The 21,895-nt window shown below is 33.0% G+C and carries 24 protein-coding genes; 10 read left to right on the top strand and 14 right to left on the bottom strand.

What is annotated here, in order from left to right:
• The 5 genes from BUR19_RS08405 to BUR19_RS08385 all read right to left on the bottom strand — a co-directional run bounded on the left by BUR19_RS08405 (position 1) and on the right by BUR19_RS08385 (position 3,695).
• The gene (locus BUR19_RS08405) at positions 1-453 is read right to left on the bottom strand and encodes a MarR family winged helix-turn-helix transcriptional regulator (RefSeq protein ID WP_074235605.1); all 453 of its coding nucleotides are present in this window, start codon (positions 451-453) and stop codon (positions 1-3) included.
• Between the two features lie 144 nt (positions 454-597).
• Entirely contained in the window at positions 598-1,545 is a 948-nt protein-coding gene (locus BUR19_RS08400; protein ID WP_074234761.1) for an ABC transporter ATP-binding protein, read from the bottom strand.
• A gap of 76 nt (positions 1,546-1,621) precedes the next feature.
• Entirely contained in the window at positions 1,622-1,999 is a 378-nt protein-coding gene (locus BUR19_RS08395) for a GxxExxY protein (protein WP_074234759.1), read from the bottom strand.
• A 79-nt stretch (positions 2,000-2,078) separates the two neighbouring features.
• A complete protein-coding gene (locus BUR19_RS08390; RefSeq protein ID WP_074234757.1) occupies positions 2,079-3,047 on the bottom strand; it encodes an iron ABC transporter permease in 969 nt (322 codons plus the stop codon).
• Positions 3,048-3,059: 12 nt separating this feature from the next.
• A complete protein-coding gene (locus BUR19_RS08385) occupies positions 3,060-3,695 on the bottom strand; it encodes a TlpA family protein disulfide reductase (protein ID WP_074234754.1) in 636 nt (211 codons plus the stop codon).
• 86 nt (positions 3,696-3,781) lie between these two features.
• On the opposite strand from BUR19_RS08385, the gene BUR19_RS08380 reads away from it, so the two are divergent.
• From BUR19_RS08380 to BUR19_RS08340, 9 genes are all read left to right on the top strand, one after another.
• Positions 3,782-4,912: a 2Fe-2S iron-sulfur cluster-binding protein gene (locus BUR19_RS08380; RefSeq protein ID WP_074234752.1), complete on the top strand. Its 1,131-nt coding sequence runs from the start codon at positions 3,782-3,784 to the stop codon at positions 4,910-4,912.
• Positions 4,912-5,535 carry a SanA/YdcF family protein gene (locus BUR19_RS08375; protein ID WP_074234751.1) on the top strand — a complete coding sequence of 208 codons (624 nt, stop codon included), beginning with the start codon at positions 4,912-4,914 and terminating at the stop codon, positions 5,533-5,535. The genes BUR19_RS08380 and BUR19_RS08375 overlap by 1 nt, the downstream gene beginning before the upstream one ends.
• Positions 5,536-5,556: 21 nt before the next feature.
• Positions 5,557-6,156: a hypothetical protein gene (locus BUR19_RS08370; RefSeq protein ID WP_074234750.1), complete on the top strand. Its 600-nt coding sequence runs from the start codon at positions 5,557-5,559 to the stop codon at positions 6,154-6,156.
• A 109-nt stretch (positions 6,157-6,265) separates the two neighbouring features.
• Entirely contained in the window at positions 6,266-6,763 is a 498-nt protein-coding gene (locus BUR19_RS08365; RefSeq protein ID WP_139297290.1) for a hypothetical protein, read from the top strand.
• A 96-nt stretch (positions 6,764-6,859) separates the two neighbouring features.
• Positions 6,860-7,477, top strand: coding sequence for a uridine kinase (udk, locus tag BUR19_RS08360; RefSeq protein ID WP_074234746.1), 618 nt, complete (start codon positions 6,860-6,862; stop codon positions 7,475-7,477).
• Positions 7,478-7,479: 2 nt separating this feature from the next.
• A complete protein-coding gene (locus BUR19_RS08355) occupies positions 7,480-7,830 on the top strand; it encodes an FtsB family cell division protein (RefSeq protein WP_074234744.1) in 351 nt (116 codons plus the stop codon).
• 121 nt (positions 7,831-7,951) lie between these two features.
• The gene (locus BUR19_RS08350; protein WP_074234741.1) at positions 7,952-9,106 is read left to right on the top strand and encodes a methylmalonyl-CoA mutase family protein; all 1,155 of its coding nucleotides are present in this window, start codon (positions 7,952-7,954) and stop codon (positions 9,104-9,106) included.
• Positions 9,107-9,205: 99 nt separating this feature from the next.
• Positions 9,206-10,225 (top strand): pseudouridine synthase, encoded by a 1,020-nt coding sequence (locus BUR19_RS08345; RefSeq protein WP_074234739.1) that lies wholly within the window; start codon positions 9,206-9,208, stop codon positions 10,223-10,225.
• 42 nt (positions 10,226-10,267) lie between these two features.
• Positions 10,268-10,912 (top strand): alpha/beta hydrolase, encoded by a 645-nt coding sequence (locus tag BUR19_RS08340; RefSeq protein ID WP_074234737.1) that lies wholly within the window; start codon positions 10,268-10,270, stop codon positions 10,910-10,912.
• A gap of 34 nt (positions 10,913-10,946) precedes the next feature.
• On the opposite strand, the gene BUR19_RS08335 is transcribed toward BUR19_RS08340, so the two are convergent.
• From BUR19_RS08335 to BUR19_RS08300, 8 genes are all read right to left on the bottom strand, one after another.
• The gene (locus tag BUR19_RS08335) at positions 10,947-13,343 is read right to left on the bottom strand and encodes a hypothetical protein (RefSeq protein WP_074234735.1); all 2,397 of its coding nucleotides are present in this window, start codon (positions 13,341-13,343) and stop codon (positions 10,947-10,949) included.
• Positions 13,344-13,490: 147 nt separating this feature from the next.
• On the bottom strand, positions 13,491-13,877 hold the full coding sequence (locus tag BUR19_RS08330) for a DoxX family protein (protein ID WP_074234732.1): 387 nt from the start codon (positions 13,875-13,877) through the stop codon (positions 13,491-13,493).
• A gap of 37 nt (positions 13,878-13,914) precedes the next feature.
• Complete coding sequence (locus BUR19_RS08325) at positions 13,915-14,688, bottom strand: DUF1223 domain-containing protein (protein WP_074234731.1); 774 nt, start codon at positions 14,686-14,688, stop codon at positions 13,915-13,917.
• A gap of 119 nt (positions 14,689-14,807) precedes the next feature.
• The gene (locus BUR19_RS08320) at positions 14,808-15,575 is read right to left on the bottom strand and encodes a LytR/AlgR family response regulator transcription factor (RefSeq protein ID WP_074234728.1); all 768 of its coding nucleotides are present in this window, start codon (positions 15,573-15,575) and stop codon (positions 14,808-14,810) included.
• A complete protein-coding gene (locus BUR19_RS08315) occupies positions 15,556-16,572 on the bottom strand; it encodes a sensor histidine kinase (RefSeq protein ID WP_074234725.1) in 1,017 nt (338 codons plus the stop codon). The genes BUR19_RS08320 and BUR19_RS08315 overlap by 20 nt, the downstream gene beginning before the upstream one ends.
• Positions 16,573-16,692: 120 nt before the next feature.
• On the bottom strand, positions 16,693-17,133 hold the full coding sequence (locus BUR19_RS08310) for a hypothetical protein (RefSeq protein WP_074234724.1): 441 nt from the start codon (positions 17,131-17,133) through the stop codon (positions 16,693-16,695).
• The gene (locus BUR19_RS08305; protein WP_074235604.1) at positions 17,133-18,101 is read right to left on the bottom strand and encodes a heme-binding domain-containing protein; all 969 of its coding nucleotides are present in this window, start codon (positions 18,099-18,101) and stop codon (positions 17,133-17,135) included. The genes BUR19_RS08310 and BUR19_RS08305 overlap by 1 nt, the downstream gene beginning before the upstream one ends.
• Before the next feature lie 159 nt (positions 18,102-18,260).
• Positions 18,261-19,007 (bottom strand): SDR family oxidoreductase, encoded by a 747-nt coding sequence (locus BUR19_RS08300; RefSeq protein ID WP_074234722.1) that lies wholly within the window; start codon positions 19,005-19,007, stop codon positions 18,261-18,263.
• Between the two features lie 121 nt (positions 19,008-19,128).
• On the opposite strand from BUR19_RS08300, the gene BUR19_RS08295 reads away from it, so the two are divergent.
• Complete coding sequence (locus BUR19_RS08295) at positions 19,129-19,467, top strand: winged helix-turn-helix transcriptional regulator (RefSeq protein WP_074234720.1); 339 nt, start codon at positions 19,129-19,131, stop codon at positions 19,465-19,467.
• Positions 19,468-19,528: 61 nt separating this feature from the next.
• On the opposite strand, the gene BUR19_RS08290 is transcribed toward BUR19_RS08295, so the two are convergent.
• Positions 19,529-21,748 carry an NADP-dependent isocitrate dehydrogenase gene (locus BUR19_RS08290; RefSeq protein WP_074234718.1) on the bottom strand — a complete coding sequence of 740 codons (2,220 nt, stop codon included), beginning with the start codon at positions 21,746-21,748 and terminating at the stop codon, positions 19,529-19,531.
• Positions 21,749-21,895 lie beyond the last annotated feature (147 nt).

The following is a 21,895-nucleotide window of genomic DNA, read 5'->3' as shown; positions in this document are numbered from 1 at the left end:
TTATTTTTTATGATTAAGTTCGTTTGCTATTTTCAGAATGTCTGTCATCACTTCCTTGAAAACTTCAAATTTCTCAGGAGCAATTCTTTCCAAAACTTTTTTATTGAAATTAAGAACCACTTCTTTTGATAAATTTCTGGAATTGATACCTTTATCAGTTAATTTGATAATGACTTCCCGCTTATCAGTTGTGGTTTTTTCTTTGTAGATATAACCATTGTCTTCAAGAAGTTTGATGATTCTTGTAAGTGAAGTAGGTTCAATTGCCATTTTGGGACCAAGGTTTGTACTTCTTGTTCCTTCTTTCGGGTCAATTTTAAGTAATGTAAGTGCTTGAACTGCAGTTGAGTTATACAGAGATGCCTGATCCGAATACATTTTCGAGACCGCTAACCAAGCCGACTTTAACATCAAGTCAATACTTTCGACTTTTTCTGAATTTTTCTTTTCCATAACTGGCATATTGAAGTGCTTTATACAAATATAAAAAAAATACTATGCATGCATAGTATTTTTATATTAAGTTGGTTAAATATTTGATTTACAACGCTTTAATTATTATGCAAATCTTATTAAATAAAATTATAGAAAATCTATTTAGTTAGAATTTCCTTTATTAATAAGAGTTTGCAGAGACTGTTTAATTTGTTGAAAACTATGACAATTGTCATAAAAATTATCCAAATTCAGTTCCCAAAAATCATTTTTAAACGTCAATTTAAATTTCCGCAAATTCTGAGAGAAGTTTTTTTGTAAAAAAGAAAACATCATTTCTTTTTCCAATTTCGGCGCATCAATTTCAGGAGGATGAAAGGTTTGATTAAAATCTAAAATCTTTGGTGTAATCAATTCAGGATTACTAAGAATCACTTCTTCCGAAATTCCTCTGATAAGTTTTTTATCTTTAATCCACCAGATTTTATCAGAAAATTCCTTTGCCAATCGCCAGTCGTGAGAAGAGAAAAGAATCAATTTATTTTCAGATTTTGCAAGATTTCTGAGAAGTGAAAGAATCATTAATTTATTTTCTTCATCCAAATGAGTTGTCGGTTCATCCAGAATAATAAATGGAGAATTCTGAGCCAAAGCACGACCAATAAAGACTTTTTGAAGGTTTCCGTCAGATAATTCGGTTAGTTTTTTGTTTTGATATTCTGATAAATTGAGTTTGGTTATGATATCAGAGATTTCTTGTTTATCAGTTTCATTCAATTTAAAATAATAAGGATAATGAATATACTTTCCTAACGAAATTAAATCTGTAACCGTATAATTATCAGGAATTTCAGCTTTTGAAAAAACAATAGCAATCTGAGAAGCTATTTCATTCGAATTAAGTTTTTGATTTGATTTTCCATTAATAGAAATTTCACCTTTTAAAAGCTTATTTTGTCCAAGAATTGATTTGATTAAAGTCGTTTTTCCAATACCGTTATTTCCCATTAATAAACAAACTTCGCCTAATTGTAGGGAAGTATTGATGTCAGAAATTAATGGTTCTGAATAGCCGATTGATGTATTTTTTAAGTCTAGGAAATGCTTCATTTTTTAACGCAAAGGCACAAATTTTTTTTAACTATTATTTTATTTAAAAGTCGCCAAGGTTTATCTTCGATAAATTCTAAAGTTTGTTTACAACTCTTTTTATTCCGTTTTTATAATAATCTGTTCTGAAATTCATTAACAATCCTAATTTATAATTCGTCATTTTGAGATAAGTTAGAATTTGTGCTTTGTGAACATCATTCAGGTAATCAACAGTTTTTATTTCTAAAATTAATTTGTCTTCTACTAATAAATCAATTTTGAAAGCATTCTCAATAATCAAGTCATCATAAATTATTGATAATGATTTCTGTTTCTCAACTTTTAATCCAAACTTTTTAATATCGTGAAAAAGACATTCTTCATAAACGTTTTCGAACAAACCTGCACCAAGTTTTTTGTAAACTTTAAATCCTAAATCAACGACAATTTTTGCCAATTCATTTTCATCCATTGTATTTTTTTATCGAAGATAAAAAACTTTGCGACTTTCGTCTGTTTTACAATCCACTTTTTGCGACTTTGCGATAAAACTATTTATTACTTTTTATCAGCATCAATAATATCACAGGAATTCCAAAGAAAGTCGTAATAATATTAATAGGAAATTGGCTCAACTCAGAAATAATTGAGAAAACCTGCATTATAAAAACACCCAAAATCATATTCAAAATCCATTGATGCCAAAGTTGGGCTGGATTCCAGATCATTCTGCAAAAATGCGGAACTACAACGCCGATAAATAAAATCGGACCTAAAAAAGCCGTAACAGAAGCAGAAAGTAGGGAAGAAGCTACAATAATACAGATTTTTAGCTTGGATTGATTGATTCCGAAACTCTGTGCATAAGCACTTCCTAGCGCATTTCCGATTAATGGTTTTATAGATTTGAAAGTAAAAATTAATCCAATAATTATTAAAACCGTAAGAATTAAAATTTGAATTAAATTCGCCTGATTATTGGCTCCAAAAGTCCAAAGCATATAATTTTTCAGACTTTGACTTTCTACATAAAACTGAAGAAAAGAAACCACAGCACCAGCCAAAGCCGAGATCAAAAATCCAAAAATAATGATGAAACTTTTATCCCGAAATCGATTCGAAAATAAGAGTAGAAGCATCATCAAAACAATACTTCCAATGATGGATGATAAGCTGATAAAGCTGTTCTGCAAAAAATCTGGAATGACAATACTCTGTGAAAAGAAAATGTAAAATGCCACAAACAAACTGGAAACCGAGGTGATTCCCAAAACATCTGGACCAGCTAAAGGATTTTTAAAATATTCCTGCAAAAGAAATCCACTCGTTGGAATCGCAATTCCAGCTAAAAGCATTGCTAAAGCACGATTGATCCTGAATCCGGCAATCTGAAAATTCTCGGATTCTGAATTTAAAAAGTCTGAAAAATTCAGTTTTGCAAAACCAATATTGAGGTTGATGAAAAATGTAATAATCGCTAATACGACTATCGATGTTACCAGAATAGGAAAACGTTTCATCAAGAATAATTGTTATTTCAAAGATTTTTTCGGGCCAGAAATTCCTGCTTTTTCCTTATTCTCAACAACTTTTGTGGTAGTATTATGAGCCAATAGTTTTTCAATTTTCTGATCTAGCATTTCCTCGCTCATAGAACCGACGGTTTCGTCCGATTTATCACCTTTTCTAATCAAGGTAAATGGAATAGCTCCTCCATCCCAAGACTGGAAATTTTGCTTGAAAAACTCTTGATTTAAAAGTGCTCCGTCTAAAAGAACAACATTTTCTCTGATGTTGTATTCATCAGCAAAATCACTGACATCCGTTGCCCAATCGGTTTTATTGTCAAGGCTCACAAAAGTGAATTTGACTGGTTGATTAGCCAATTCTTCCATCTTTTTTCTGAAAAACGGAATCTCGTGCATACACGGTCCACACCAGGTTGCAAAGAAGTTGGTCACATACAATGTATCGGAATGATTCGATTTTAAAGCTGTTGAAATTTTTTCGGGAGAAAACTCTTTCAGTTGTGCAACATCTGCTTCGGTTTTTGTTGGTTCGACTTTTATTGAATCTTCTTTTGCTTCTGCCTCAGCAACTTTTTCATCATTCTTTTTACAAGCTAAAAAGCTGAGTGACAAAACGGAATATATCAGGAATTTTCTCATTGTTTTATTTTATTCGAAATTGAAAAACAAGCTTTGTTATTTAGATTTTTTCTTTTGTCAAATTTCATTAAATTTGATTCTTGACAATGGAGAATCAATTAACAATCGCGAACCAACCTCAGTTTCACAGGCTAAAAATAGCTAAAAAACGACAATTGACCAAAAATGCTTTTGCCTTGGAATTGGAAATTCCTGAGGAATTAAAATCGCAATATCAATATCAAGCCGGACAATATGTGACGTTGAAATATCATTTTAATGAGAAGGAAATCCAGAATGATTATTCCTTCACATCATCACCTTTTGAAAATAAACTTGAGTTAGCCATCAAAATCAATGGCGACGAAAGTTCCACCCAATTTCTATTTCAGAATTACCATATTGGCGACGAAATCTCTGTAAGTGAACCTTTAGGCAGATTTTTCATTCCATCGAGACCTAATGAAAAAAGAACAATTCTGGCGTTTGCTTCTGGAATCGGAATAACACCACTTTTTAGCCATATTAAGAATATCCTTCACGAAGAACAATTTACCAGAATTTTCCTTTTTTATGGGAACAAAAGCTATGAAGATATTGTTCTAAAGCAAGAATTGGAAGAATTACAAAAAGAAAACGTAGGAAGATTCGAAGTTTATTATTTTTTGTCGCAAGAACCCATTAAAGACAAATTGTTTCAAGGTCGATTGGATGAAAAGAAAATTTCATTAATCATTAATCAAATCCTTCATTTGGATGAAGAGGATGAGGAATCAACAATTTGGGATAGTACAGATAAGGTTTTAATTTGTGGTCCGGGCGCGATGATAAAATCTGTCGCCAATGCTTGTTACAACCACGGAATCCCGAAGAAGAATATTCATTTCGAATTGTTTGAAGCTTTTAATGAAGATATTTACCCAACTGAAAAAGAATTTCCTTTGATTGAAAATGTGAATGTTAAAATCAAATTCAATCATATTGAAAAAGACGGAATTATTCTAAAAAATAATGAACGAAAAATCCTTCAGCAATTATTGGATTTGGGTTACAAACTGCCCTATTCCTGCAAATCCGGAATCTGTGGAAGCTGTCTTTGCTATCTGAAAAATGGAGAGGTGGATATGACAGAAGACGAATATTTGACAGAAAATGAAAAACTTCAGGGAAAAATTTTACCTTGTGTTTCCATTGCAATGAGCAAAGATGTATATTTAGATTTTGATTTGTATAACTAATGTTGAAGAAGGTTGCTAATTTTCTGAAGATTATTTTCAGACTTGTAGAGCTGGGGATTTTGCTATTGATTTTAGCGAACTTCTGGGTTGTTGCTCTCACAAGTGGAAGAACTTATACGAAAATCAGCAAAGTTCCGCCAAGAGATTGTGCTCTGGTTTTAGGGACTTCTCCTAAAATGCGTTCAGGCGTTGCCAACCCATATTTTACGGCAAGAATGGATGCTGTGGGAACACTTTATCATCACGGAAAAATTAAAAAAATTATTGTCAGCGGCGAAAAAAGTGAAAACTATGACGAGCCAGCCGCTATGAAACGTTTTCTCGTGTACACAGAAGGTGTTCCCGAAAATATAATTATTGAAGACCCAAAAGGCTTCAACACTCATAAAAGTATTTTGCGTTGTAAAAATGTTTACGGTCAAAAAAATGTGATTATCGTTTCACAAGGTTTTCATAACCTCAGAGCCTTATTTTTTGCTCGAAATAATGGGATGAATGCATTAGGTTTTGATGCGCAAGACGTCAGTAAAAATGAAAGCTTCTACAGAAATCACACCCGTGAATTTTTTGCCAGAGTTTTGGCTGTTTTCTATTATGTTTTGGGGATTTCTCCTGAAGAATAAATGAATTTTTGTTGATTTATAATGTATAAAATATTTTCTATATTAATTCTATTATTTTTTCTAAATTCTTGTAATGAAAATTTCACCAAATTACCAGAAAAAGAAACTTATGATGAGGAGTTATTAAAGTCTATTATTCCAATTAAAAATGTTGAATATTGGCAAGTTGACTATGTATATGGTATTTCACCTGAAAAAATATTTTCTAATGGTAATACAGAACTTGCAAAGCTAATTCCTATTCCTGAAGCTAAAACAGGAAATGGATTCTTTTCAGGATGTCAACCGAGTTATTGTAATTATAGAATTCTATATTTAAAAAATAAGAATTGGTATTTCGTTCAAAGTATAGAAGAACTGAGAGAGTTTATAGGAAAAATTGATAACGAGAAGGAAGCTTTTTTGATTGCGCGAATTAACGATTATGATATCGATTATAAATCTTCAAAAGGTAATGGTTTTCTAAAAACGAATTATGGTTATAAACTTAAAGTAAATAAATATAATAGTTGTCCAGAATCTAAAGAAGCGTTTATTGTATCTGTACAAAAGGATGGAAAATTATCAAAATTCAAAGATTTAGGATATTACTATAAATCTAAAAACTGTATAGTTTACTAAATTGTCTTCTATTTTGAATAAAGTGATTTTATAATTAATTCAATCTTGGCAGATTCTTTGTAATTCATTTGTTAATACAGACAATGTATAACTTATAAAATCGAAGAAAATGAAAAATTCAATCAAAATAATATTAGCTGCTTTTGCAATGAGTATGGTTTCTTGTGTCACAGCAACAGATAGTTATAATAATGACCCTTATTCTATGGGTTATTCCGATGGTTACAGAGACGGTTATTATCAGTCACCTGATGGTTATTGGTATGCGCCAAACGTCGTATATTTAGATTATAACAACAATTATTACAGAAATGGAGTCGTGTATAAGTCTAATTCCAGACTGCGAAATAACATTGTGATTTCACCAAAAAGAAACTCAATGCATAATGATAATATTAAAATTCAACCTGTTAGAAGTCAGAGAAACAGTGGGATGATTAATACTAATCAAAATAATGTGAGAACCCAGCCTGCCACTGGAAATCAAAATAATATCAGAGTTCAGCCAACAAGGAGAAATCAGAATAATATAAGAACATCTCCACAAAAACAGGTTCAACCTCAAATCGAAACACGTTCCACCGAAAATAGTGGAAGAAGAAAATAGAAAGAGCTGCAGATTGCAGCTTTTTTTGTGCAAGTAATTTTAAGTTTTATTTGATTCTGAAAAAAAAATTATAGTATTTTTGTAAAAAATGTAGAGATGCTCGTGATTGGTATAGCCGGAGGAACAGGTTCCGGAAAAACAACTGTTGTTAATAAGATTCTTCAACAACTTAATTTAGAAGGTGTTAACGTGCTTTCTCAAGATAATTATTACCACGACAACCCTAATTTAACTTTATCAGAAAGAGAAGTTCTCAATTACGATCACCCAAAATCAATCGATTTTGACCTGATGTTGCAACACGTTAAAGCGCTTAAAAATCATCAGAGCATAGAACAACCAATTTATTCTTTCGTAACCCACTCCAGAACGGGCGATCACGTTACTGTTGAGCCAAGAAATGTTTTGATTGTGGAAGGGATTTTGGTTTTAACAAGTAAAGAATTACTTAAAGAATTTGATCTAAAAGTGTTCGTTCACGCGGATTCTGACGAGAGATTAATCCGTAGAATTCGAAGAGATACGCAGGAGAGAGGTAGAGATTTGCAAGAAGTTTTACACAGATATCAAACGACTTTGAAACCGATGCATCAGGAATTTATCGAGCCTTCCAAAAACGAAGCAGACCTGATTGTTCCGAATATGAAGCAGAATTCTGTGGCAATTGATTTCTTAACTACTGTGATTAACAATTCGCTTAAAAAAGTTCATTAATTATGAAAGAACTAATCAAAGATATCAAGAAAAAATCGCCGACACTCAAGTTTTTCCAGACTTACGTTTTTAACAAATATGTATTGACATTGGTTGGATTTTTGGTCTGGATGATATTTTTTGACAGCACTTCTTTTTTGGTTATCAACGAGCTGAACGGCGAAATAAAACGCTATGAAAGCCAACGTGAGTTCTACAAAACTGAATACGAAAAGAATGACAAGTTCTACCGTAAACTGATGAACAACAAGCAGGAGAAAGAAAAATACGCCCGTGAAAATTACTTTATGAAAAAACCGAACGAAGAGATTTTCATTTTGGTAGTTGACAGTTCCAAAATTGCAAAAAAATAAATTGATATAAAAACCTTTTCCGACTTGAAAAGGTTTTTGATTTTTATAAATACTTTTCTGACAAATTTTACACTGCTTTTGCTGTGAAATTTGTACTTTTCAAAACAAAAATTTTTCAAAGATGAGTGGATTTGACAATTGGGAAAAGCTGGTTCAAAAACAATTGAAAACAGATGATATCTATGCAATTCTTCAAAAGGAGAATCTGGAAAATATTGAGGTAAAGCCTTATTATCAAAACAATTCTGAAACAAAAATTCTTCCAAAAGTTGAAGAAAGCACACATCTTGTCGCCGAATATCAGGATGGTTTGGAAGAACAGGCTTTTGCTTTTCTTTTAAATGAAAATGTTGAAGGTTTAGAAGAAAAAGCAATTTTCATCAATAATCAGGATTTAGCAGAGCATATTTTGACCAAAGAAACTAATCGATATTTTTCTTTGATTGATGTTTTTTCTGATGATAAAAAAGCGGAAATCAATGAACATCTGGCTGGCGAATTATTATCAAAAACTTTCGAAAGACAGATTGGCGTTGATGTAAGTTTCCACCAAAATGCTGGTGCTTCCATCATTCAACAATTGGCTTTTGCGCTGACGAAATCTAAGGAATTAGTAGAAAAATTCGGTTCGGAGATTCTTGAAAAATTGGTTTTTCGATTTGCAATAGGTTCCAATTATTTTTTCGAAATTGCTAAAATCAGAGCTTTCAAATATCTGTTCAATCACTTGTCTAAGGAATTTGAAAAAGACTTAATACCCTACATTTTTGCAGAAACCTCGTTTAGAAATAAGGCTAAAAATGATTCTGATAATAATCTGATTCGTTCCACTTTGGAATTAGCTTCAGCAATGATTGGCGGCTCAGACGCAGTTTTTTCAAATGATTATAAAATAGAAAATCAGACAAAGCTTTCAAAAGAAATTTCTTTTAAACAACAGATTGTTTTAGCTTACGAAAGTATTATCAATGTTTTTGAAGATGCGACTTCCGGAAGTTATTTCGTAGAAGATATTACACAACAATTCGCTGAGAAATCTTGGAAATTATTACTTGAAATCGAGGAAAAAGGTGGTTATCTTGAACTTTTGAAATCAGGCGAAATTCAGAAAATGATTTTCGAGCAAGCCGTGAAAGAACAAAGTTGGGTTGAGGAAGGAAAAATTAAAATCATCGGTGTCAATCTTTATCCAAAATTAGAAAAGAAAAAATCTGTTGAAGAACTTTATAATTCTAATGAAATAAAAGCTGTTCGTTTAGCTGAGATGTTTGAATAATTTCAAGATTTAAAATTCCATTATTCTCAATTTTAGTAAAATGTAGTTCATAATTCGGAACTCTTAACTAATTCACTATCTTTGCAAAAATTTTAGAAAATGAGCGGAGACGGAAATCAATCAGGTAGAAATAGAAAACCAAGAACTTCTGGAGGCAGTAGACCTTCAGGAAACTCCCGTAGCTCCAGCGATAGCAGAGGAAATTCTGGAAGTGGAAAATCTTTTGGAAATTCTCGTGGACCTAAAACTACTAGAGGCGGAGACCGTTTCGACAGTAGAGATAAATACGAAAATGGCGATAGAAAATTTGGTCCTAAAAAACCTTTCAACAGGGCTGAAAAAGATGAGGACAAAACAAAATCGTTCATCCAAAAAAGAAGATTCGAGAAAATAAGCAAAGAAGTTTTCAAAGATACAATCCGACTTAATAAATATATTGCTAATTCAGGGATTTGCAGTAGGAGAGAAGCTGATGAATTGATCACGCAAGGTCTTGTAGAAGTGAATGGAAAAGTGGTAACCGAAATGGGTTATCAAGTTCAGAAAACTGACAGAGTTGTTTTTGACGGACAGAATATTACGCCTGAAAAACCGGTTTATGTTCTTTTGAATAAACCAAAAGGTTATATCTCTACAACCAAAGACGATAAAGCGAGAAAAACTGTTATGGATTTGACAGCGAATGCTTCACCTTACAGAATTTTCCCTGTTGGAAGATTGGACAGACAAACGACTGGTGTTATTCTTTTGACAAATGATGGTCATATGACGAAAAAGCTGACGCATCCTTCATTCAATATGAGAAAAATCTATCACGTGACGCTGGACAGAAAATTAACCAATGATGATATGAAATTGATTGGTGAAGGAATCCGTCTGGAAGAAGGTGTTGCAGAAATCGACAGTATTTCTTTCATCGAAGGAAAACCAAAAAATGAAATTGGAATCGAACTTCATATCGGATGGAATAGAGTAGTTCGCAGGATTTTCCAAAAACTCGGCTACGAAGTAGAAGCGCTTGACAGAGTAATGTTTGCTGGATTGACTAAGAAAAATATCAAGCGAGGTCACTGGAGAATACTAACGGAACAGGAAGTGAACAACCTTAAAATGTTATAAATTAAAAGACTGAAATTTTTCAGTCTTTTTTTATATTTATATATGAATAAAATTTATGTTTTCAGTGGTTTAGGTGTTGATAAAAGAGTTTATGGTAATATAGATTTTGGAACTTTGGATGTGGAATTTATTGACTGGATTCAGCCTCTCGAAAATGAAAATTTAGAAAATTATGCTTTTCGGATTTCTAAGAAAATAACTGGCGAAAACCCAATTCTCATCGGTTTATCTTTTGGTGGAATGCTATCTGTTGAGATTTCAAAAATCATTAAAGTCAAAAAAATAATTCTGATAGCTTCTGCAAAAAATAAATTTGAACTTCCTTTTTCTTTTAAACTCTCAGGAAAATTAAAGCTGAATCAATTGCTCCCGAATTCAATTTTAAAACATCATAATTTCATTCTTAATTGGCTATTCGGAATTGAATCGAATGAAGAGAAACAATTACTAAAAAGCATTCTTCAAGATACAGATTCAAATTTTTTAAAGTGGGCAATTAATGAAATTGTAAATTGGAAGAATCAAATCTACCCTGAAAATTGTATTCATATTCACGGAAGTCAAGACAGAATTATTCCTATTAAAAATGTAAAAGCTGACTTTGTTATTGAAAATGGCGGACATTTTATGACAGTAAATAAAGCTAAGGAGATTGAAAAGATCATTTTGAACTTAATCAAAAAATAAAAAGACTTCCCAGTTCGGAAAGTCTTTTTTGCAATTATTTCACTTCATTATAATAAAGCATCTTATCATCTTTATCAAAGCTAATGATAATGATTTCCCGGTTTTTTGCATCATCATTATTAAAGAATTTCGCTCTTGGTGCTAAGCTTCCTTCTTGCGAAAGCTTAGGATTCCAATATAATGTTTCTCTAGTATCTGTTTTTATTTTCTTGTAAGCATCGCTTGTGATATCGGGTAATTCGAATTCAATTGATTTATCATAACCTCGCAGAACTGTTTTGTTAACCTTCTCAGTGGTTTTATCTTCTTCGGATAACATATTTCCTCTTTTGGTGTAGATTGCAATAGCATTTGAAACCAAACCGCCAGTTTTAATCACTTTCACCATCGCAATATTACTGACAGGCAAAGAACTAATCATACTTGCATCTGTAGGCATTTCGTCCAAAAATAAACTGGCTTGTGAACCACGAATAGATGGAATATAATTTCCCGAACTATCCATTGTAAAAGTTACACCAGCAACTCTACCTTGCAGCCATTGTAAAATATTGAAAGAAGATTGAGCATCTTTGTTATCATTTACAAAGTCAAAAATTGTGGCATCCATACTGCTGAATCTTCCGCTGGATAATTCCTTGTCCAATTCTGCTTTTTTATCAACTTTTTCGGCGGTTACTTTTACTTCTTCAATCAAAGTTTCTTCTTCATTAGTTGTTTTTAAAATCTGTTGATTTTTCTTATTTTGAAGTGCTTTTGCAATAGCGGGATTAGAAGTCTGACCAGAATTTACCAACTGATAATTAGTAGGAGGAAGATTATTTTTATAAGGAATATTAGAAACCAAAGATTGGAAGCTGATATTTAGATTATCACTTTCTGAAACTTGCTTTTTATCTTTGTTAAGGTAATAAGAAATAGTCAAAGGTTCATCAAAATAGATATTATCCAGATAAATAAATCCATTATCATCCGTCATAGCAGGAACAAAGCTCTTATCTGAATTTTCAGTTTTTAATAATAGATTGATGCTTTTATTTGGCAAGAAACGTCCATTATTAGTCACTTTTCCTTTGAAAGAAAGATTATTTTGAGGTTTATAGGTGAATTCTGGAGTCTTCCCAGATAGAAGAGATTCCCAATCAAAACGTTTCCATTTTTCTGAAATTAATAATGCATCAAAAGCTTCCGGATTGGCAGTTTTCCCAAAATATTGAGACGGATTGAAAATAGAAGAAGTGAAATCTCCGGTTAACCATTTTGCACTCAATAAAGTGTTTTCACTTTTACTTTCAGAAGGTTGATTTTCTCTTACCAAAACCGTGTAGTTTGTATAGTCTTCATTGGGTTCGATATCAAAACTGTTGAAAGCGCGAGGTTCATTATTTAATGAAAAATTCAAAGTCGGTTCGTCAAGATTCAGTTTTTTTGGATTGACGAAAAATAATCGTTGCGCTACAGGATTTTGTTTCTCATCAAAAATTGTAATATTCAAAACTGCAGTTTCATCATTGCTGACTTTTGTTGGAATAATGCTGGAGGCTTCATTATTTGACGTTTTAATATTCGCTCTGTAAACCATTACATTATTGATGGTTCCAACGATGGAATAACCTTGTAAACCTTGTGGCAAAGCCGTTCCTTTGATTTGATAACTGATTCCCTTTGGATCATTGACTAATTGAAGATTGATTCCGGAATTTGCAACTGCTGGCAAAGCGATCGTTTGTTTTGTACCTTTATTATCTTCAACAACTACTTTATAAGTTTTACCAAATTTTGGAGTAATCGTAAAGATTCCAACATTCTTATCTAAGCCTTTAAAAGTTGTCAATTTCTCATTTGGTTTCTCAGGATCGATAACATAACCACTCCAACTTTCTGGCGGAATACCTTCTGAGTAAAGTCTCACAGCAAATTTAGTCGAAATATTATCGATGAAATTTCCGCTCTCTGGAAAAGCATTTGCAGTCCATTTTGTATTTTTATTAAGGATCAATCTCTGCTCAGAATTCGGATTGTAAATCGGAACTTGTTTCATAAAATTAAATTCCTCAGGGAAATTCGCCATCCAAGTGGTGTAAGCTCGGAAGTAGTAAACATCTTCTTTCAAAGCTTCGGTCAAAGCAAAAGAACCATCGCCTTCACCATTTTTCAAAGCTATGGTTCTCTTATCAACCAGATTTTTGCTATGGTCATATAACTCCACAAATAATGTGGTAGAAATGGTTGAACGACCGTAACCGTTAAATACAAAAGATTTGAAATAGATATTATCGCCTACGACATAATTGTCTTTATCCAACAAAACATAGACTTTTTCCTGCGTATAATTTTGTTCCAGATTCTGGACGGCTTTGTCTATTTTGTCCTGCGCTTTAAATTGCATCATCCCAACAACATAAAGAAAAAATATAAATGATTTTCTCATACTAAAAGCTTGTAAATATTAATTTATTAAACCTACCAAAATTACAATATTTCTTTGTGCCATTGCTCCTTTCGACTATTTTTTAAGATACTTTATGATAGTAAAAATCAACTCCCAATGATGAGAGTTGATTTTAGTTCAAAAATTTTAATTAAAGCTTAGTCTAGATTTATACAATTTCCTGAACATCAGATACGTCACCGAAAGCACTGTAAAGGCAACAATCGCATCAATCGTTGCAGGAAAACCGAGTACCACGATTTTTGAAAAGAAGGCGAAAATAATATCAAAGAACATTCCTGCGAAAACCCATTCTTTCAATCTTAATAATCGATTGGGAAGTAATAAGACCAGAATTCCTGATAATTTGAATACCCCTAAAATGTAGATGAAGTGTGGCGGATAGCCTAATTGTCGGGTAATGTCCCATACTACAGGATTTTTTGTCAATTCAAAGAAGCCGCTCGCTCCAAACCATAATGACATAAAAATTGAGCCTGACCAGTAGATGATTTTTGTTGTTTTTGTTTCCATTTTTTTATTGTTTTAAATTTTTATGTTGATTTTAATATTAAAGATTAGTTTTTGCTGAACCCAGAATTTGACCTGTTTTCACATTCTGAATCAATCCGATAATTTCCCAATCATTTGCAACGAAATTTTCCGGAAGCTTGAAAGTGCTAATTCCTTCTGAGTTATTTTTTAACGAAATCTGATTTTGCTGATGGACAATCTGCCAATGAATCAAGTGTCTGCCTTCGTTCTCGCCACGTTTCACATTGGTTTCTGATTTTTTTTGAATCAATGTGATAAGAAGTCTGTTCTGAGAATTGCTTTCTATCGTTTTAAAGTTCACATCTATCTTTTTCTCAGAAATTTTCGCAGACAAATCAATTTTAGAATTTTCAGAGTTTGATAGAGTAGTTTGTATTGCATTCTCAATGGCTTCGCGGTCAGAACCAACAAACTCATTTTTTCCATTGACAATCAATTGTGGTGTGTAAATCTGAGAGTGTAAATTTCTACTATATTCCTGTTGACGTTTTGAGTTTTCCGCACTGCTGAATTGGTCTTTCCAACCCAAATTATTCCAATAATCTACGTGATAGGAGAGAATAAAAACAGGTTTGTCCTTATATCGATTTTCTATTTCACCGATTAGTTTATCAGCCGATGGACAACTGGAACAGCCTTCTGAAGTAAAGAGTTCCAAGACAACGAAACTGTTATTTTCAGAGTTAGAATTTTGCTTTTCTTCGTTAATTTGATGGTTGTAAGCAAAAGCAGAAATTGTGAAAAACACAATAGCAAAAGCCGCAATTTTTATTACATTTTTAAGTATCATTTCTTTTAATTTGATTCAAAAGTAGATAGCTTGCCCAATCAAAAGAATACAAAAAAGGCTCAACCGGACAAATTGTAAGGTGAGCCTATAAAATAGTAAGCTGAAAATTTTTCAGAATCTTAGCGGTCTTCCAGCCAAGTAAAAAAGCTGTGCGTTTTTTCTTTGTTTATGAATAGTTGTTCAGGAGTTTCAATCGTTAATTTAACCAATATTTTTCGTTGAAAATAATGTTCCATTTCTTTAATAGCCTTGAAATTAACAAGATATTGTCTGTTGACTCTGAAAAATTGTTTATCCGAGACCAAATCAGCAACTTGTCCTAGAGTTTGACTTAACTGAAACTGTTCTTTGTCAAAAGTCATCAAGTGTGTAATTTCATTATGAATGAAAAAATAAGCAATGTTTTCTGTAAGAACAGTCGTGTATTTTTGATTTTTGAAAACCAGAAAATTGCTTTTGCCATTAGATTTGGGCTGAATCATATTCTGAAGTAGAGATTCCAATTCTGGCAATTCGTTTTTTTGAAAATGTTTTTTCAGTTCTTCCACTTTTCTAAAAGCTTCGGCGATATCTTCTCGTGAAAAAGGTTTCAATATATAATCTACACCTTTGGTTTTGAAAGCGTCTAACATATATTGGTCAAAAGCAGTGCAGAAAATTACAGGACAAGTTATCTCCACTTGTTTGAAAATCTCAAAAGAAAGTCCGTCTGATAAATGGATGTCCATAAATATCAAATCAGGTTTCATCTCTTTTGACAAAACATCGATACTTGTTTCTATACTGTCATAAACACCAACTATTTTTGCATTGGGTTTAAGTTCCAATATCAGATTTTCAAGTGATTTTGCTGCACGAAATTCGTCTTCAATGATGATGATATTCATAAATGAAAGGTAGTTTTATTTGAAATGTTTTTTCGTCTGAATTGATTGTGATTTCCTTTTCCAAAAGATGTTTATAACGCAATTTTATATTATCCAAACCAACGCCTAAAGAATCTTCTGTTATCATTTTTTTCTGAATTGGATTTTCTATCAGGATTTCAGTTTCGGAATTGTAAATTTTTATTTGCAAAGGTTTGCTTCTTGAAACAATATTGTGTTTGATACAATTTTCGACTAACAATTGTAAAGTAAAAGGTGGAATCAATGTTTTTAAAACTTCTGCGTCAATTTCGTTTGAAAATATAAGTCCATCGCCGAAACGTGCTTTTTGGAGAAAGATGTATGATTCTACGATTTTCATTTCTTCTTGAACCGTTATCAAGTCTAGTTTTCTGCTTTCTAATGTGTACCTGTAAAAATCCGAAAGTTTCATAATAAAATCAACTGTTTCCGAGTCATTGGTTTCAGCCATTGATTTCAAAGTATTGAAACTATTGAACAGAAAATGAGGATTGATTTGTTGTTTCAATAATTCGAATTGTGCTCCCAGATTATCACTTTTCACTTTTTCTAATTCTAATTGTATCTGCTGACCAGAGTAATTATTCTGAAGCAAAGTCAAAAACATATAGCAAACCAGATTTATAAGAATTCCTCTAACTTCTACCATTAACATTGTAGGACCAAAATTGATATGCGATAAAATAAGTTGCTGAATCCAAGCTAAGAAAAACATCACAACCATACCAAAAGCCAGAATATTCAGTAATCTGGAATACGAAATCTGCTGTCTTCTTTTTCCTGTATCACGATTGAGAAGGTAGATATTAACGTACCACATTATCACAGAAAATGCTGCTGTAATAGCAGAATTGACAACTGCTTCTTTCCAATTGAATGTATGCGAAGCCAATTGAGGTACAGATGACAGAACGCCCAAAAATATAGAACTGACCCAAATAATGGTCTGAGAGATTGTAATTTTTTGCTGCTGCATTGGAACGGCTGGTTTTTAAAGTGTTAAATTAATAACTTTTATTGGTAAAATAATAAAATAGATAATCTGAGAAAGGACTTTCAATCTAATCTCAAACTATCTATTTTTTTTAAATTACTATTATGGTCTTGTGACTGGTTTATAACTCATTATGTATTTTATTCGATTGTCTCTATTTAAAGAATTATGCTTTGTTTTTGAATCATCTTTCAATTGATAATTGATGTTTCCATTTTTATCGGTTTCAAGAGTTTCTATACTTAATAATTCTCCAGTAATAGTTCCACCAATGTACTGCGGATTATCGTGGTATTTCCAAGTGACAAGTTTCAGAATAGAACCGTTCAACGGCAGACTTTTCTCTTCTTGTAAAGATGTTAAAGCTTCTTGATTGCCATACAATGCGGATGAAGTTCCTTTTATTGTATTCATCGAGGTTGAAATGAATTTTAAATCGCCAGCATCAAAAACAATGCGCTGTAAATCTTTGTCTGATTCCTTCGTCTCACAAGCGGTCAATAAGCTTACAATTGAAATTAGAATAAATAATATTTTTTTCATTATTTCTGAAGGGTTTTTAGTAATTTTTCTGTATTTAGTTTCATTGGAACATCGAAGAGACAACCTGTTTTTTCAGCTAATTGACGATGACAAGCAATGCAGGATTCTTTGGCGAATGATGCCGTTTTTCCGGTTGGATGCAAGTCGTTGCCCGAAAATTTCGCAAATCCCCAACCTTCTGTATCCGTATATTTTTTAGAATCTTTTACCATAAACTGAGCATTGACAAATTCTCCAGCTCGGATTTCGCCATCAGCAAGTTTCTCCTGTTTCCATACAGATTTTACAACAACACTTCCATCTGGCCAAGGATGAAAATCCTCATTCTCAATTGCTTTTACAGCAATATCATTCCCATAAATGACTCTTATTGAATGGTCAAAAAGTGTACTCATACTGATGACTTTCCAATTCTTATATTCGTCTGTATATTTGATACCATTTGGGGAAATTGGTGTGTCATTGGATTTCTTAGTCTCTACACTTTTAGAAATTTCTTTTTCTACTTTCTTATTTGAACTAATACTTGATAATGAAAGCGTATATATTCTAATAACCTCTATATCTTTTTGAGTTATCTTGGCGGAAGGATGAAGGATTGTATATTCGGGAAGGGGCATTTTTCCGCTTTGCATCATATTCAAAATAGCGTACATTTTTCCTTGATGTTCTCCCGCAGAATAATTCCATTCGGAAAAATTCAAGACTTCTTTAGCTCTTTTTACATCTTTGTTTACCGCCCAAGAGATGGGAGCAATTTTATCATACCAACTCAAATTCTGTTGATTGGAGTGGCAATTGAAACACGAATTTTCCAATATAGAAATTACTTCACGAGGAGCTTCGATTGGTTTGGTTACAGATTCTCCCTTCAAAGATTCGTTGAAAAACTGAAGTCCTACAAAGATTCCCAAACTTACCAAGAATATAATCGCAATCGGGTAGCTTTTCTTTTTAATTGTAGTCATAATCAAAATTTTATGTGTCAAAAGTAATTTGAACATCATTCTTTTGAAATGAATAAATACCCGAAGTGGACAAATTAGAAGGTAAAAGCAGAATAAAAGCTTTCGAAAAAAAATGCCGAACATTTGATTGTCGGCATTTTGATAAAGTTGATGTTGGTTTTATAAAACCATTCCGCCATCAATCAGAATTTCTGTTCCTGTCATAAAACTCGCAATATTATTGTCGGACAAGTAAACAACGGCTTTTGCGACATCTTCTGGCGTTCCCATTTTTTTTAATGGAATTTCATTGATCAGCCATTCATTGATTCCTTTCAAGGTTTCTTCATCAAGTCCAGCTTTCGTCATTATTTCAGTTTTTGTTGGACCAGGGCTTACGATATTGACACGGATTTTCCTTGGAGCCAATTCTGCCGCAGCTGTTTTCGCGATAGAATTCAAAGCTGCTTTACTTGCTTGATAAACAGAACTATTTGGTTTGTAAGTTGAAGCTACATTTGAAGATAGAAAAACGACGGATGCACCATCATTCAATAATGGAATGAATTTGCTTAAAGTGAAATAGGCACCTCGCAAATTAATGTTCATCACATTATCAAAATTCTCAGAGTTCATATTTTCGATAGAACCTAATGTTCCTGTAATTCCTGCATTGATAAACAAAATATCAACTTTCCCGAATTGTTTTTCAATCTCTGTTTTTAAAGTTTCAATATCTTCCAGGTTTCCCTGGTCAGCTACAAAAGGAATTGCTCCCAGTTCTTTTGCCGCTTTTTCAATCGCTTCTTTTCGTCTTCCTGTGATGATGACTTTTGCGCCTTCTGCAATCAATTCTTTTGCTGTTGCATAACCAATTCCGCTATTTCCGCCAGTTACGATGGCTAATTTGTGATTAAATTTACTCATTGTTTTAAAATTTTTGACAAAGTTATTTCAAATTGATATACTTTTGTAACCAGTATCACAGAGTATATCAATATCATTCATTATATCAATATCATTCATTATATCAATTAATTTTGCAGCTATGGAAAGAGACCAAACCGAAGAATTGCGAGCATTGCAAGACACACTATATTTCATTGGAGGAAAATGGAGAATTCCTGTTATCAATTCACTTTGCAATGGTAACAAGCGTTTTCGCGAAATTGAAAGAAGTATTCCTGGAATCACAACCAGAATGCTTTCAAAAGAGCTGAAAGATATGGAACTGAATAAATTGGTAAAACGAACTGTTTTTCCCGACACGCCGGTTTTAATCGAATATGAACCAACAGGTTATTGCCGAACATTCGGGACAATTATCGGAGAAATGATTAATTGGGGAAGAGAACACAGAAGAGTGATTGTAGAAGATAAAATTTAAAAAAGTATTAAAACAAAAAAAGCTCCTTTTTTGAGGAGCTTTTATAATTTATTGATAAGAATTAGATTCCGTTTACAATTTCATTAAGCGTTGCAGAAGGTCTCATTGCATCATCAGTTTTTGCGAAATCTGGTCTGTAATAACCATCGATTTCCTGAGCTTTACCTTGAGAACCAATCAATTCTTCATTGATTTTGCTTTCGTTTTCAGTCAATGCTTTTGCAACAGGCGCAAATTTAGAAGCGATATCAGCATCTTTAGTTTGATTGGCTAAAGCTTCTGCCCAATAAGTTGCCAAATAGAAATGCGAACCTCTGTTGTCAATTGTTCCTAATTTTCTTCCTGGAGATTTATCTTCTGCTAAGAATTTAGCGTTAGCTTCATCTAAAGCATCAGCCAAAATCTGAGCTTTTGGATTATTCTGAGTCTGAGCCAAATGCTCCAAAGAAGCCTGTAATGCTAAGAATTCACCAAGAGAATCCCATCTCAAATACCCTTCTTCGATAAATTGCTCAATGTGTTTAGGAGCAGAACCTCCGGCTCCGGTTTCGAACAAACCACCGCCGTTCATCAATGGAACGATAGACAGCATTTTTGCAGAAGTTCCCAATTCCAAAATAGGGAATAGGTCGGTCAAATAATCTCTCAAAACGTTTCCGGAAACAGAAATGGTGTCTTTACCTTCTCTTGCTCTTTTAAGCGTTTCTGTCATTGCATCTTTCACATCAAGGATTCTGATGTCAAGACCTGTTGTATCGTAATCTTTAAGATATTTCTCAACTTTTTTGATGATTTCTCTATCGTGCGCTCTTGCTTTATCTAACCAAAAAATAGCAGGCGTATCAGATAATCTTGCTCTGTTTACCGCTAATTTTACCCAGTCTTGGATTGGCGCATCTTTGGTCTGACACATTCTGAAGATATCAGATTTCTCCACTTTTTGTTCCAAAAGAACGTTTCCGTTTTCATCAAGAACCTTTACAGTTCCGTCAGCTTCAGCCTGGAAAGTTTTGTCGTGAGAACCGTATTCTTCAGCTTTTTGAGCCATCAGACCAACGTTTGGAACAGAACCCATTGTAGTCGGGTCCAATTTTCCGTTAGCTTTCATATCATCAATTGCTGCCTGATAGAAACCTGCGTAAGAACGGTCTGGAATAATGGCAACTGTATCTTCTTCAGCACCAACTTTGTCCCACATTTTTCCTCCGTTTCTGATTAATGCAGCCATAGATGCATCAACGATGATGTCGGAAGGAACGTGGAAATTTGTGATTCCTTTGTCAGAATTTACCATTGCAACTCTAGGTCCGTTTTCAAGAACTTTATCGATGTCAGCTTTGATTTCAGCTTCTTGTGGAATTCCAGCAATTTTATCGTAAAGGTTTTGTAATCCGTTGTTTGGATTAACATCCAGAGATTTGAAAATCTCAGCATATTTAGTAAACACCTCTTTGAAGAAAGTCTCAACAATTGCTCCGAAAATAATCGGGTCAGAGATTTTCATCATCGTTGCTTTCAAGTGAGCAGAAAGAAGAACACCTCTTTGTTTTGCTTCTTCAATTGCTTCTTGAACAAAAGCTTTCAAAGAATTGATATTCATTACAGAAGAATCAATTACTTCACCAGCTTTAAGGTTTGCGAAATCTTTCAGAATTTTCTCAGAACCATCATTTCCGAAGAATACGATTTTGAATTTAGAATCATTTTCAACTGTTGTAGAAGTTTCAGTTCCGTAGAAATCTCCGCTGCTCATATGAGCCACATCTGTTTTGCTGTCAGATGCCCAAGCTCCCATTTTGTGTGGATTAGCCTTAGCATAATTTTTAACAGCTTTTGGTGCACGTCTGTCAGAATTTCCTTCTCTAAGAACAGGATTTACGGCGGAACCTAGAACCTTTGCATATTTAGCTTTGATTGCTTTTTCTTCTTCAGTTTTTGGTTCAGCAGGATAATTTGGAACTGCGAAACCTTTAGCTTGTAATTCTGCGATTGCTTCTTCTAATTGAGGTGCAGAAGCAGAAATGTTTGGTAATTTAATAATGTTAGCTTCTGGAGTTGTTGCCAATTCTCCCAATTCAGAAAGAGCATCTCCAATTTTTTGATCGTCCGTCAAGAATTCTGGAAAGTTAGCCAAGATTCTCCCTGAAAGTGAAATGTCTTTTGGAACGATGTTAACGTCTGCAACAGAAGTAAAAGCCTTAACGATAGGCAAAAAAGAATGTGTTGCAAGCATCGGCGCTTCATCCGTAAGCGTGTAGATAATTTTTGATTTTTCTGACATTATAGTAGTTGATTTTATTTACTGTTTTTTCAAAACATACAAATTTAGTGTTTTTATAATAATTTTCTAATATCAGAAATATGATTTTTGAGCGTTTTTCTTGTTAATTAAAATAAAAAAAAGACTGCTTATTGCAGTCTCATTGTC

Origin of the sequence: Epilithonimonas zeae (genome assembly GCF_900141765.1) — a bacterium.
Taxonomy (GTDB): Bacteria; Bacteroidota; Bacteroidia; order Flavobacteriales; family Weeksellaceae; genus Epilithonimonas; species Epilithonimonas zeae.
This window is presented reverse-complemented; position numbering and strand designations above follow the sequence as displayed.

Coding starts and splice junctions, on each gene's coding strand:
- BUR19_RS08405 (WP_074235605.1), bottom strand. CDS start 453: ATGGAAAAGAAAAATTCAGAAAAAGTCGAAAGTATTGACTTGATGTTA.
- BUR19_RS08400 (WP_074234761.1), bottom strand. CDS start 1,545: ATGAAGCATTTCCTAGACTTAAAAAATACATCAATCGGCTATTCAGAA.
- BUR19_RS08395 (WP_074234759.1), bottom strand. CDS start 1,999: ATGGATGAAAATGAATTGGCAAAAATTGTCGTTGATTTAGGATTTAAA.
- BUR19_RS08390 (WP_074234757.1), bottom strand. CDS start 3,047: ATGAAACGTTTTCCTATTCTGGTAACATCGATAGTCGTATTAGCGATT.
- BUR19_RS08385 (WP_074234754.1), bottom strand. CDS start 3,695: ATGAGAAAATTCCTGATATATTCCGTTTTGTCACTCAGCTTTTTAGCT.
- BUR19_RS08380 (WP_074234752.1), top strand. CDS start 3,782: ATGGAGAATCAATTAACAATCGCGAACCAACCTCAGTTTCACAGGCTA.
- BUR19_RS08375 (WP_074234751.1), top strand. CDS start 4,912: ATGTTGAAGAAGGTTGCTAATTTTCTGAAGATTATTTTCAGACTTGTA.
- BUR19_RS08370 (WP_074234750.1), top strand. CDS start 5,557: ATGTATAAAATATTTTCTATATTAATTCTATTATTTTTTCTAAATTCT.
- BUR19_RS08365 (WP_139297290.1), top strand. CDS start 6,266: ATGAAAAATTCAATCAAAATAATATTAGCTGCTTTTGCAATGAGTATG.
- udk (WP_074234746.1), top strand. CDS start 6,860: ATGCTCGTGATTGGTATAGCCGGAGGAACAGGTTCCGGAAAAACAACT.
- BUR19_RS08355 (WP_074234744.1), top strand. CDS start 7,480: ATGAAAGAACTAATCAAAGATATCAAGAAAAAATCGCCGACACTCAAG.
- BUR19_RS08350 (WP_074234741.1), top strand. CDS start 7,952: ATGAGTGGATTTGACAATTGGGAAAAGCTGGTTCAAAAACAATTGAAA.
- BUR19_RS08345 (WP_074234739.1), top strand. CDS start 9,206: ATGAGCGGAGACGGAAATCAATCAGGTAGAAATAGAAAACCAAGAACT.
- BUR19_RS08340 (WP_074234737.1), top strand. CDS start 10,268: ATGAATAAAATTTATGTTTTCAGTGGTTTAGGTGTTGATAAAAGAGTT.
- BUR19_RS08335 (WP_074234735.1), bottom strand. CDS start 13,343: ATGAGAAAATCATTTATATTTTTTCTTTATGTTGTTGGGATGATGCAA.
- BUR19_RS08330 (WP_074234732.1), bottom strand. CDS start 13,877: ATGGAAACAAAAACAACAAAAATCATCTACTGGTCAGGCTCAATTTTT.
- BUR19_RS08325 (WP_074234731.1), bottom strand. CDS start 14,688: ATGATACTTAAAAATGTAATAAAAATTGCGGCTTTTGCTATTGTGTTT.
- BUR19_RS08320 (WP_074234728.1), bottom strand. CDS start 15,575: ATGAATATCATCATCATTGAAGACGAATTTCGTGCAGCAAAATCACTT.
- BUR19_RS08315 (WP_074234725.1), bottom strand. CDS start 16,572: ATGCAGCAGCAAAAAATTACAATCTCTCAGACCATTATTTGGGTCAGT.
- BUR19_RS08310 (WP_074234724.1), bottom strand. CDS start 17,133: ATGAAAAAAATATTATTTATTCTAATTTCAATTGTAAGCTTATTGACC.
- BUR19_RS08305 (WP_074235604.1), bottom strand. CDS start 18,101: ATGACTACAATTAAAAAGAAAAGCTACCCGATTGCGATTATATTCTTG.
- BUR19_RS08300 (WP_074234722.1), bottom strand. CDS start 19,007: ATGAGTAAATTTAATCACAAATTAGCCATCGTAACTGGCGGAAATAGC.
- BUR19_RS08295 (WP_074234720.1), top strand. CDS start 19,129: ATGGAAAGAGACCAAACCGAAGAATTGCGAGCATTGCAAGACACACTA.
- BUR19_RS08290 (WP_074234718.1), bottom strand. CDS start 21,748: ATGTCAGAAAAATCAAAAATTATCTACACGCTTACGGATGAAGCGCCG.